This window comes from Streptomyces sp. NPDC094147, assembly GCF_044764265.1.
Classification (GTDB): Bacteria; Actinomycetota; Actinomycetes; order Streptomycetales; family Streptomycetaceae; genus Streptomyces.
Window position 1 is genome coordinate 22,139 of the sequence record NZ_JBIWHT010000044.1, and the last position, 11,490, is coordinate 33,628.

An 11,490-nucleotide genomic window follows, 5' to 3' on the forward strand; every position below is an offset into this window, starting at 1 on the left:
TTTCGCGACGGTTACGGGGAGTGCCCGCGGGCTGAGGGCCCGCGGGGCGTGTGTCGAACGCCTCAGCCGGCCGACGGCCCGCCGACGGCGCCGGAACACGAGAGCGCCCCCGTCAATGAATTGACGGGGGCGCTCCCAAGTGGCCCTGCTGAGGCCGGAGTTGACTAGTCGTTGCCGTTGCCCGGCCCCGGGGTCGTCTTCTGGATCTGCAGCAGGAACTCGGCGTTCGACTTCGTCTGCTTCATCTTGTCGAGGAGCAGCTCGATCGCCTGCTGCTGGTCGAGGGCGTGCAGCACCCGGCGCAGCTTCCAGACCACGGCGAGCTCGTCGCTGCCGAGCAGGATCTCTTCCTTGCGGGTGCCGGACGCGTCCACGTCCACCGCCGGGAAGATGCGCTTGTCGGCGAGCTTGCGGTCGAGCTTGAGCTCCATGTTGCCGGTGCCCTTGAACTCCTCGAAGATCACCTCGTCCATGCGCGAGCCGGTCTCCACGAGCGCGGTGGCGAGGATGGTCAGCGAGCCGCCGTCCTCGATGTTGCGCGCGGCACCGAAGAAGCGCTTCGGCGGGTAGAGCGCGGTCGAGTCGACACCACCGGACAGGATGCGCCCGGAGGCCGGGGCCGCCAGGTTGTACGCACGGCCCAGACGGGTGATCGAGTCGAGCAGCACGACCACGTCGTGACCGAGCTCGACGAGGCGCTTGGCGCGCTCGATGGCCAGCTCGGCGACGGTGGTGTGGTCCTCGGCCGGGCGGTCGAAGGTCGAAGAGATGACCTCGCCCTTCACCGACCGCTGCATGTCGGTGACCTCTTCCGGACGCTCGTCGACCAGGACGACCATCAGGTGGCACTCGGGGTTGTTGTGGGTGATCGCGTTGGCGACCGCCTGCATGATCATGGTCTTGCCGGTCTTCGGCGGGGCCACGATCAGGCCTCGCTGGCCCTTGCCGATCGGCGACACGAGGTCGATGATCCGCGTGGTCAGCACGCCCGGGTCGGTCTCCAGACGGAGCCGGTCCTGGGGGTAGAGCGGGGTCAGCTTGTTGAACTCCGGGCGGCCGCGGCCGGAGTCGGCGGCCATGCCGTTGGAGGAGTCCAGGCGGACGAGCGCGTTGAACTTCTCGCGGCGCTCGCCGTCCTTGGGCTGACGGACGGCGCCGGTGACGTGGTCACCCTTGCGCAGCCCGTTCTTGCGGACCTGGGCGAGCGAGACGTACACGTCGTTCGGGCCCGGCAGGTAGCCGGACGTACGGATGAACGCGTAGTTGTCGAGGATGTCCAGGATGCCCGCGACGGGGATCAGGACGTCGTCGTCGGCGACCTGCGGCTCGGCGCCGAACTCCTCGCGGCCACCGCGGCGGCCGCGGCGGTCGCGGTAACGGCCGCGCCGGCCACGGCGGCTGCCGTCGTCGTCGAAGTCGTCCTGCGGGCCGTTGTTCTGCTGCTGGCCCTGCGGCTGGCCGCCCTGGCGCTGCTGGCGCTGGCCGCCCTGCTGGTCCTCGCCCTTGCCGCGGTCGCCGCGCTGACGGTCACCGCGGTCGCCCCGCTCACCGCGGTCGCCGCGCTCGCCGCGCTCGCCGCGCTCGCCGCGCTGACGGTCCCGGCGGTCGCCGCGCTCGCCCCGCTGACGGTCCCGGCGGCCCTCGGCGGTGTCGACGGCCTCGGTGGCCTTCGCCTCCGCCCTGTCGACGGTCTCGGTGGCCTTGACCTCGGCCTTGGCCTCCGTCTTGGTGACGGTCTCGACCGCCGCCGAGGTGGCCTCGGGGCTGCCGGAGGGGGCCGTTGCACGGCGCCGGCGGCGCTCGCCCACGGGCTGGTCGTCGCCGGAGGCACCGCCCTGGTCGGAGACCTTGGGGGACGGCTGGCCCGGAATGTCGATCTGCTGCTGCGTGGCCTGCTTCTCGGCGGCGGGCGCGGCGGCCTCCTCGCCCGTACGGGCCTTGGAGGTGGCACGGCGCTTCGGCTTGGCCTCGGCGTCCGCGGAAGACGCAGCAGCCTTGGCCGGAGCAGCGGAACCGCCGCCGGCCTGCGCCTCCTTGATGACCTCGATCAGCTGGCTCTTGCGCATCCGCGCGGTGCCCCTGATGCCGAGGCCGGACGCGACCTGCTGCAGCTCGGCCAGGACCATGCCGTCGAGGCCGGTGCCGGAGCGGCGGCGCCGTGAGGTGGTGCCAGAGGCAGCACCTGCGGCGGGCGCGGAGTTGTCGACAGAGCTGTCGGCAGTCACGCCCATCAGATCGGTGGTGTCGCTCACGAAGGGTCCTTCCCTGGAGCGGACGTCGGCCTGTCTGGCTCGGCGACCGGTTGTGCTGTCCGGCTGCGGCCTGTGATCTTGTCGACCACGGATCGTGCCGGGGCGGTGGTCCGCCGCGTACGGCGGAGAGGTAAACGTGCGTGGGTTCCGGCCCGAGATCCCCCTGCTCGGCCCCTGCTGGGAAAAGCGTGGGGTGTCGTGCCGGTTCCGGAGCGTGCTCGAAACTGCTCAGGCAGGCTGCGCAGGCAGTTGGGGAGGCTCTCGGAAGAAAGGCGGTCCCTGAAGGGGACACGAAGCACCGCGCCACGAAGACGACCGATGCAGACTTGAGGTTAACACTACCGGATCCAACAAACATTCCCCCTCTCGTTCACCGGCAAGCCGTGCTCCCTGCGCCCGCGCCTACGACCCGAGCGGCAGGACGCTCGCACCCGCGGCGTCGAGACTGAGCCGGTTGGCGGCCCACCCCTCCCCCGCCAGGCGTGCGACCTTGTCGGCCGCACCGTCCTCGACCAGCGCGAGCACCGTGGGCCCCGCGCCGGAGATGACCGCGGGGACACCGTCCGCGCGCAGCCGGTTGACCAGTGCCACGCTCTCCGGCATCGCCGGCGCGCGGTACTCCTGGTGGAGCCGGTCCTCGGTGGCGGCGAGCAGCAGCTCGGGGCGCCTGGTCAGGGCCTCGACGAGCAGCGCCGCCCGGCCGGCGTTGGCCGCCGCGTCCACGTGCGGGACGGTGCGCGGCAGCAGCCCGCGGGCCGTCTCCGTCAGGACCGCCTTGGCGGGCACGAAGACCACCGGAACGACGGAATCCGCGGGATCCATCCGGATCGCCCGCGCCGATCCGCCGTCCATCCAGGACAGGGTGAAACCGCCGAGCAGACAGGCGGCGACGTTGTCGGGGTGGCCCTCGATCTCGGTCGCGAGCTCCAGCAGGGCCGCGTCGTCGAGCCGGGCGTCGCCGCCTATGGTCACGGCGCGCGCGGCGACGATGCCGGCGCAGATGGCGGCGGAGGAGGAGCCGAGGCCGCGGCCGTGCGGGATGCGGTTGGCGCAGACGACCTCAAGGCCGCGCGGCTGCCCGCCGAGCAGGTCGAACGCCGTACGCAGCGAACGTACGAGGAGGTGGCTCTCGTCGCGGGGCAGCGTCTGGGCGCCCTCGCCCGCGATGTCGACGTGCAGGCCGGAGTCGGCGACGCGGACCACCACGTCGTCGTACAGCCCCAGTGACAGGCCCAGGGAGTCGAAGCCCGGACCGAGGTTGGCACTGGTGGCGGGGACGCGCACCCGTACGGCGGCGGCGCGGAATGCGGGACCGGCCATCGCTCTGATGACTCTCCTTGTGAGACTGCGGCTGATGACTCTGCTGCGGGATTTTCGAAGACGTACGGAACACCCGAGGGCCACGTGGGCAACTGCACCACGGCATATGCGGCGGGGCGGGTTGAGTACAGCCTATCGAAGGAAGGTTCTGTGGCGACATAGGGCGCACAGGAGGCGCACGATGCGTGTCGCAAGCCCCCTGTGCCCCTACGTGCGGCCTTGTCCTGCTTTACGTACGGGTCCCGGTGCGGCGGGACCCGTAACGCGCCGCATGGGACGACTACACCAGGCCCAGGCGCTCGGCGGCGGCCGCCGCGTCCACCGGGACGGTGACAGGCTGCGGGGCGCCCGCGACCGCCCAGTCCGGGTCCTTGAGGCCGTTTCCGGTCACCGTGCAGACGATCTTCTGGCCCGGGTCGACCAGACCGCGCTCGGCGGCCTTCAGCAGGCCCGCGACCGAGGCCGCCGAGGCGGGCTCCACGAAGACGCCCTCCTGAGAGGCCAGCAGCCGGTAGGCGCGCAGGATCTCACGGTCCGTCACTTCATCGATGAAACCGCCCGATTCGTCGCGGGCGGCCAGCGCGAACTGCCACGAGGCCGGGTTGCCGATGCGGATCGCGGTGGCGATCGTGGAGGGGTCCTTGACGACCTCCCCGCGCACGATCGGCGCCGAACCGGACGCCTGGAAGCCCCACATGCGCGGGGTGTGCGTCGAGATCCGGTCGGCGGCGTACTCCTTGTAGCCCTTCCAGTACGCCGTGATGTTGCCGGCGTTGCCCACGGGCAGGACGTGGATGTCGGGGGCGTCGCCGAGCGCGTCCACGATCTCGAACGCGGCGGTCTTCTGGCCCTCGATGCGCACCGGGTTGACCGAATTCACCAGCGCCACCGGGTAGTTGTCGGACAGCGCGCGGGCCAGCGTGAGGCAGTCGTCGAAATTGCCGTCGACCTGGAGGATCTTGGCGCCGTGGATGAGCGCCTGGCCCATCTTGCCGAGCGCGATCTTGCCCTGCGGCACGAGCACGGCGCAGACCATGCCCGCGCGCACCGCGTAGGCCGCGGCGGACGCCGAGGTGTTGCCGGTGGAGGCGCAGATGACCGCCTTCGCGCCCTCCTCCTTCGCCTTGCTGATCGCCATCGTCATGCCGCGGTCCTTGAAGGAACCGGTCGGGTTGGCACCCTCGACCTTGAGGTGCACCTCGCAGCCCGTGCGCTCGGAGAGCAGCTGGGCCGGCACGAGCGGCGTACCGCCCTCGCGGAGGGTGACGACCGGCGTCGTAGCGGAGACGGGGAGCCGGTCCCGGTACTCCTCGATGATTCCGCGCCACTGGTGGGTCATTGCTGGTTACTCCCCTTCAACACGCATGATGCTGGCGACACCGCGCACGGTGTCGAGCTTCCGCAGGGCGTCCACGGTTCCGGTGAGGGCCGCATCCGCCGCGCGGTGGGTGACGACGACGAGGGAGGCCTCGCCGCCGCCGTCCGGCCGGCCTTGCTGGCGCACGGTGTCGATGGACACCCCGTGCTCGGCGAAGACCGTCGCGACCTGGGCGAGCACGCCCGGCTTGTCGGCCACGTCGAGGCTGATGTGGTAGCGGGTCACCACGTCTCCCATGGGGCTCACGGGCAGCTGGGTGTACGCCGACTCACCGGGCCCGGTGGCCGCGCCGAGCTTGTTGCGGCAGACCGCGACGAGGTCGCCGAGGACGGCGGAGGCGGTCGGAGCGCCGCCAGCGCCGGGCCCGTAGAACATGAGCCGCCCGGCCGCCTCGGCCTCCACGAACACCGCGTTGTACGCCTCGCGCACGGAGGCCAGCGGGTGGCTGAGCGGGATCATCGCGGGGTGCACGCGGGCGGTGACCGACTGCCCGTCGGCGGCCCGCTCGCAGATCGCGAGCAGCTTGATGGTGCAGCCCATCCGGCGCGCCGACGCGAAGTCGGCGGCGGTGACCTCGGTCATGCCCTCGCGGTACACGTCGTCGAGGCGGACCCGGGTGTGGAAGGCAATCCCGGCGAGGATGGCGGCCTTGGCGGCGGCGTCGAAGCCCTCGACGTCGGCGGTCGGGTCGGCCTCGGCGTAGCCCAGCGCGGTGGCCTCGTCCAGGGCCTCCTGGTAGCCGGCGCCGGTGGAGTCCATCTTGTCGAGGATGAAGTTGGTCGTGCCGTTGACGATGCCGAGCACGCGGTTGACCTTGTCGCCGGCCAGCGACTCGCGCAGCGGGCGGATCAGCGGGATCGCGCCGGCGACGGCGGCCTCGTAGTACAGGTCCCGGCCCTGCTCGGCGGCCGCGGCGTGCAGCGCGGCGCCGTCCTGGGCGAGCAGCGCCTTGTTCGCGGAGACGACGGATGCGCCGTGCTCGAAGGCGGTCGTGATGAGGGTGCGGGCGGGCTCGATGCCGCCGATCACCTCGACCACCACGTCGATGTCGCCGCGTTTGACCAGGGCGGTGGCGTCGGTGGTGACCAGGGCGGGGTCGATGCCCTCGCGCACCTTGGAGGGCCGGCGGACGGCGACGCCGGCGAGCTCCACGGGTGCGCCGATGCGCGCCGCGAGGTCGTCGGCGTGCGTCGTCATGATGCGCGCCACCTCTGAGCCGACCACTCCACAGCCCAGCAGCGCCACCTTCAGCGGACGCGTACGCATCATCCGACCTCGTTTCCTGTTCAAACCTGGAATGCGAACCAGTCTCACTCACCGGACGGGAGTTTCTGCCCCTCGTCCGGATCCTGAGACAACTATTTCATTTAACCGACATCGAGACGCAGGAGATCTTCCTCCGTCTCACGCCGGACGATCACCCGGGCCCGTCCGTCGCGCACGGCGACGACCGGCGGGCGAAGTGCGTGGTTGTAATTGCTGGCCATGGAGCGGCAGTACGCACCGGTGGCCGGCACGGCAATCAGATCACCCGGCGCGAGGTCCGCGGGCAGGAATGCGTCACGGACCACGATGTCACCGCTCTCGCAGTGCTTTCCGACCACCCTGACCAGCATCGGCTCGGCCTCGGAGGTGCGCGAGACGAGCGCGACGGAGTACTCGGCGTCGTACAGCGCGGTCCGGATGTTGTCGGACATGCCGCCGTCCACGCTCACATACGTCCGCAGCCCCTCCAGCGGCTTGATCGTCCCGACCTCGTACAGCGTGAAGGCGGTCGGTCCGACGATCGCGCGGCCCGGCTCGACGGAGATGCGCGGGGCCGCGAGCCCGGCGGCGGCGCACTCGCGGGACACGATCTCGCCGAGCGCCTTGGCGATCTCGTGCGGCTCGCGCGGGTCGTCGTCCGAGGTGTACGCGATGCCGAGCCCGCCGCCGAGGTCGATCTCGGGCAGCTCGACACCGTGCTCGTCCCGCACCTCGGCGAGGAGCTGTACGACGCGTCGCGCGGACACCTCGAAGCCGGCCATGTCGAAGATCTGCGACCCGATGTGCGAATGAATTCCGATGAGTTCGAGCCCGTCGAGCTTGAGGGCGCGGCGCACGGCCTCGGCCGCCTGCCCGTCCGCGAGCGCGATGCCGAACTTCTGGTCCTCGTGGGCGGTGGCGATGAATTCGTGCGTGTGCGCCTCGACGCCGACGGTCACCCGGATGAAGGCCTTCTGCACCTTCCCCAGTTCGTGGGCGATGTGCGCGACGCGCACGATCTCCTGGAAGGAGTCGAGCACGATCCGCCCGACCCCGGCCTCGACGGCCCGCCGGATCTCGGCCTCGCTCTTGTTGTTGCCGTGGAAGGCGATGCGCTCGGCGGGCATCCCGGCGTCGAGGGCGGTGGCGAGCTCGGTCCCGGAGCAGACGTCGAGGTTGAGCCCCTCCTCGTGCAGCCAGCGCACGACAGCGCGCGACAGGAAGGCCTTGCCTGCGTAGAACACGTCGGCGTCCGCGCCGAAGGCGTCGGCCCAGGCGCGGCACCGGGCACGGAAGTCGGCCTCGTCCAGGAAGTAGGCGGGCGTGCCGAACTCCTCGGCGAGCCGCGCCACTTCGAGGCCGCCCATGGTGACGGCGCCCTCCTCGTTGCGCGTGACGGTCCTCGACCAGACCTTCGCGTCAAGGGAGTTGAGGTCGGCGGGGGGCGCGGAGTAGTGCCCTTCGGTCAGCACGTCGGCGTGGCGGGGACCGGCGGGGTGCGCGGATCGGCTCATCGTTCTCTACCGTCTTCTCTCTCACACATGTCCAGACACGTCTGCACACGTCATACAAACTCTGGGGCGTCGACGCCGAGCAGGGACAGGCCGCCGGCCAGCACCGTCCCGGCGGCCTCGGCGAGGGCGAGCCGGGAGCGGTGGGCGGCCGAGGGTTTCTCGTCACCGAGCGGCAGTACGCCGTGCTGGAAGCAGAGCAGTTCGTCGGCCACGGCTTCGAGCTGCCGCGCCAGCCGGTCGGGCGCCCGGTGCCGGGCGGCGCTTTCGAGCACACCGGGATGGTCCCCGAGCAGCCCGAGCAGCGCGTCCCCCTCGGGAACGGCCCCGGCCTCGGCCCGAAACCCCAGCTGGAGCGCGTTGCGCGCAAGAGCGCGACTGCGGGAGTACGCGTACCGCACCCGGAAGAACGCACTGCTCTCCCGCTGAGCGAGCAGTTCCGCCACATCGGTACGGGGCCGGTCGTGCCGGGCGGCCCGGAGCATGGCCCAGCGAGCGGCATCCCGCCCGACGAGCTCGGCGAGCCGGGGCTGTTCGCAGGCCACGACGGGAAGGGGCTGCCCCCCGTGCCGGACGACGCGCGCATCGGCCCCCTGAGCCCGGAGCAGCCGCACGACGACCTCGGTGACAACCCGGGCCCGGCTCTCGGACGCGTCCGCGAAGGCATGGCTCTGCCCGCGAAGAGCATCCCCGTACCCATAGGACGTGCCGCCTCGCACGATGCGCCGTACGACATCGAACTGCGCACCGCGGTCGAGGGTGATGTTGAGGAACCCGGGCCCGGTGATGTCGACCAGGGCGATACCGGGCTGGTCGGCGATCCGCTGCCGCAGGAGCTCGGCCACGCGGCGCGGGGGGAGGCCCGCGGCGGCGGCGAGCTTGAGCGCGACCCCGCTGGCGTAGTCGCCCCCGCCACCGGGCCGGGGCCGCTCGACCTTGACGACCTCGGGCACCGCGTCCCCCGCCACCACGAGGGCACCCTCGTCGACCGCGCTGCGCACGACGCGCACGACGGTACGGGAGAGCTCTGCGGGGGTCACGGGTCCAGCGTATGGGAGAGGGGGGGTCCCTCCGCGAACCGGTTTCGCCATACGGGCAGGCGGGGGCCACCACCTGCCCGTATGGGCGTGACCTTGTGGCTTGGCGAGGCTCGGTGGAACGGGGTCGAAGGTCAGCCCCGGGTGCTGCCGGCCCGCCCGGACTCCCTGCTGCCGTCGGCAGACGGCGGGGCCTCCCGGTGCAGCAGCTGCCGTACGACCCGGACCAGCTCCGCGGGCTCGAACGGCTTGGCCAGAAAGGCGTCGACCCCGGCGGCGAGCCCGGTCTCCACCTCGTACTGGGTGCACGCACTGATGATCGCGACGGGCAGCCGGCTGGTGCGCGGATCCGACCGCAGCCGCGCGGCCGTACGCAGTCCGTCGAGCCGGGGCATCACCACGTCGAGGGTGACCACGTCGGGGCGTACCTGGTTGACGACTTCCAGGCACTCGGCACCATCAGCCGCGGTCACGACCTCGAAGCCCTCCAGCTCGAGGTTGACCCTGATCAACTGCCGGATGACCTTGTTGTCGTCGACAACAAGAACCCGGCCGGACGCGCCTGACACACCTTGAGGTTAGGTCCGCGGAGGGCACCGCGTCCGGGTTTTCCCCACTTCCACCCCGCCCGGGGGACACGGCCTCCGGACGGGACGGAAATACCTGTTCACGGCCACCCCGGGAGAGCTGGTAGGGTTCTACCCGTCGCCGCCGAACGCGGCGGACGCCCCCGTAGCTCAGGGGATAGAGCAACGGCCTCCGGAGCCGTGTGCGCAGGTTCGAATCCTGCCGGGGGCACAGCAGCCGGAACAGCACCGCAAGGTCGCTCACCTGCTGAAGTGCCAGACTTCAAGAGCCGGACCCAGTTCTACTGGGTCCGGCTCTTTGTCGTATGCCGCCGCTGAGTCGCGTGCCGCCGCTGATCGGAATCTGTCACGGCTGAAGTGCCCCGGGATCGCGGTCGGCGACCGGATCACTCCGTTACGGGCAGGCACTCGGCGAGCAGGTCGACGACGTCGCGCCAGGCTCGCTGCGCGTGCTGTGGGTGGTAGCCGACGCCGGGGACCATGGGGTGGTCGACCGGTGGGTGGTGGAAGGCGTGCAAGGCGCCGCCGTAGACCGCGAGGCGCCAGTCGACGCCCGCGGCCTGCATCTCGGTGGTGAACGCGTCCCGTTGCGCGGGCGGCATGATCGGGTCCTCCGACCCGACCCCGGCCCACACCGGGCAGCGAATGCGCGCCGCCTCGCCCGGTCGGCCCGTGGTAGTTGCGTTGACTGTCCCGATCGCGCGCAGGTTGACGCCATCGCGCCCGAGTTCCAGCGCGATGGCGCCCCCGGTGCCGTAGCCGACGGCCGCCATCCGGTCGGGGTCGGTCCGCGGTTCGGTGCGCAACACGTCGAGCGCCGCGTGGCCGATGCCTCGCATCCGGTCGGGGTCGGCGAGCAGCGGCATGCAACGGGCCAGCATCTCCTCTGGGTCGCCCAAATAGCGCCCGCCGTGAAGGTCGAAGGCCAGCGCTACATATCCCAGCTCGGCGAGAGCATCGGCCCTGCGGCGCTCGACGTCGCTGAGCCCCATGCCCTCTGGTCCGAGCAGCACCGCGGGCCGGCGGTCGACACCGGCCGGGAGAGCGAGGTGCCCGATCATCGTCAGCCCGTCGGCCGGGTACTCGACCGTGCGCGTTGTAACCGTCGTCATGAGACTGGACGATAGTGATCGTCGAGCCCGGTGGAGCCGGTGTTCACCGCCGGCAGAACAGCGCGGGTGTGCCTCTGAAATGCGGCGGTGGCTCACGAGATCCGTCACGCACCCCGTTACCGCGCAGTTGGCCATTACGAGAACAGGGCCTCTTCCCGCTGCCGCAAACGGGCCTGGCACGGGCGGCGCTCAGAACAGCGCGGGTTGTGAGGCCGCGCGCCTCACGGCCAGTGGGTCGCCCCACGCGCCGGGGCCGCACGCCCCTTCTGAAGGGCCGGAGGCCGTCGGATGGTGCGAAGTGACGGGCTGCAAGGGCGAGTCGGCGGCACGGAGGTGTGCCGCACTCTGAGCCCGAGGAGGGCAGGGTCCGGATGCCCGCGACTCGCGATGAGGACGGGGTCGGACAGGGTTGAAGAATCCATCAAGACCCTGTCTGTTCTCCCTCGGCGCGCAGCCGAAGCCGGTGGACTATTTGCACGTGCGGATGGACTGCGGCGCAGCCCTGACATGTATCCGGCTGTCCGAAATAGTGACCTGATATGTCGTTCCGGACGAGGAAATCCTCCGCCAGGACGTCGGAGCCCAGACCCGATTGGCATGCGACCTGATCGGCCTGTCCAACAATGTCATCTCCCACAGCAAGGAGACAGCGGAGAAGTCGGGACACGTCATCGCCATGCCAACGGTTTTGATGGCGGACCATGAAATCGACCTCGACCACGCCACTGTCCTCACACTGGAGATGCACCACGCGAAGACGCAGAAGTTCGTCTCAGAGGACCACCGACCGCAAGTCCGCCCTGGATCAGTCGATATCGCGAGCGCTGGCGCCGCGGCATAAGGCCCGCGCCGCGCCAACCACCAGCCGGCGCTGCATCCTCCCCCTCGCAAAGCACTGGCATGAAAGAAGCGAGGTTAAACGCAGAAAAGCCCCGCACCGTGATCCCGAAGGGACCTGGTGCGGGGCTTTCCCCAAAAATTGTTCGGCGGCGTCCTACTCTCCCACAGGGTCCCCCCTGCAGTACCATCGGCGCTGAAAGGCTTAGCT

The 11,490-nt window shown here is 70.8% G+C and carries 8 protein-coding genes, 1 tRNA gene and 1 pseudogene; 2 read left to right on the forward strand and 8 right to left on the reverse strand.

Annotated features, from left to right (window positions below; all coding sequences use genetic code 11):
* Positions 1-164: 164 nt before the first annotated feature.
* From rho to ACIQ8J_RS33470, 7 genes are all read right to left on the reverse strand, one after another.
* Positions 165-2,252, reverse strand: coding sequence for a transcription termination factor Rho (gene rho, locus ACIQ8J_RS33440; RefSeq protein ID WP_403277507.1), 2,088 nt, complete (start codon positions 2,250-2,252; stop codon positions 165-167).
* Between the two features lie 402 nt (positions 2,253-2,654).
* Complete coding sequence (gene thrB, locus ACIQ8J_RS33445; RefSeq protein WP_403277506.1) at positions 2,655-3,572, reverse strand: homoserine kinase; 918 nt, start codon at positions 3,570-3,572, stop codon at positions 2,655-2,657.
* A gap of 280 nt (positions 3,573-3,852) precedes the next feature.
* Positions 3,853-4,911, reverse strand: a complete 1,059-nt coding sequence (gene thrC, locus ACIQ8J_RS33450) for a threonine synthase (protein WP_403277505.1) — start codon at positions 4,909-4,911, stop codon at positions 3,853-3,855.
* A gap of 6 nt (positions 4,912-4,917) precedes the next feature.
* The gene (locus ACIQ8J_RS33455; RefSeq protein ID WP_403277504.1) at positions 4,918-6,219 is read right to left on the reverse strand and encodes a homoserine dehydrogenase; all 1,302 of its coding nucleotides are present in this window, start codon (positions 6,217-6,219) and stop codon (positions 4,918-4,920) included.
* A 98-nt stretch (positions 6,220-6,317) separates the two neighbouring features.
* Complete coding sequence (lysA, locus tag ACIQ8J_RS33460; RefSeq protein ID WP_403277503.1) at positions 6,318-7,709, reverse strand: diaminopimelate decarboxylase; 1,392 nt, start codon at positions 7,707-7,709, stop codon at positions 6,318-6,320.
* A gap of 50 nt (positions 7,710-7,759) precedes the next feature.
* Positions 7,760-8,746, reverse strand: coding sequence for an ArgS-related anticodon-binding protein NrtL (gene nrtL, locus ACIQ8J_RS33465; RefSeq protein ID WP_403277502.1), 987 nt, complete (start codon positions 8,744-8,746; stop codon positions 7,760-7,762).
* A gap of 131 nt (positions 8,747-8,877) precedes the next feature.
* Entirely contained in the window at positions 8,878-9,312 is a 435-nt protein-coding gene (locus tag ACIQ8J_RS33470; protein WP_403277501.1) for a response regulator, read from the reverse strand.
* Between the two features lie 157 nt (positions 9,313-9,469).
* Between ACIQ8J_RS33470 and ACIQ8J_RS33475 the strand changes: the two genes are divergently transcribed.
* Positions 9,470-9,541, forward strand: a tRNA-Arg gene (locus ACIQ8J_RS33475).
* A gap of 175 nt (positions 9,542-9,716) precedes the next feature.
* Here the strand turns inward: ACIQ8J_RS33475 and ACIQ8J_RS33480 are convergent.
* On the reverse strand, positions 9,717-10,442 hold the full coding sequence (locus ACIQ8J_RS33480) for a dienelactone hydrolase family protein (protein ID WP_403277500.1): 726 nt from the start codon (positions 10,440-10,442) through the stop codon (positions 9,717-9,719).
* A 556-nt stretch (positions 10,443-10,998) separates the two neighbouring features.
* On the opposite strand from ACIQ8J_RS33480, the pseudogene ACIQ8J_RS33485 reads away from it, so the two are divergent.
* Positions 10,999-11,283: pseudogene (locus ACIQ8J_RS33485) on the forward strand (terpene synthase family protein); the annotation flags it as partial.
* Positions 11,284-11,490: the final 207 nt, after the last annotated feature.

What these genes read in the sequence shown, in the direction of transcription:
- ACIQ8J_RS33455 (WP_403277504.1), bottom strand. Translation starts at nt 6,219, where the DNA reads ATGATGCGTACGCGTCCGCTGAAGGTGGCGCTGCTGGGCTGTGGAGTG.
- ACIQ8J_RS33480 (WP_403277500.1), bottom strand. Translation starts at nt 10,442, where the DNA reads ATGACGACGGTTACAACGCGCACGGTCGAGTACCCGGCCGACGGGCTG.
- thrB (WP_403277506.1), bottom strand. Translation starts at nt 3,572, where the DNA reads ATGGCCGGTCCCGCATTCCGCGCCGCCGCCGTACGGGTGCGCGTCCCC.
- thrC (WP_403277505.1), bottom strand. Translation starts at nt 4,911, where the DNA reads ATGACCCACCAGTGGCGCGGAATCATCGAGGAGTACCGGGACCGGCTC.
- lysA (WP_403277503.1), bottom strand. Translation starts at nt 7,709, where the DNA reads ATGAGCCGATCCGCGCACCCCGCCGGTCCCCGCCACGCCGACGTGCTG.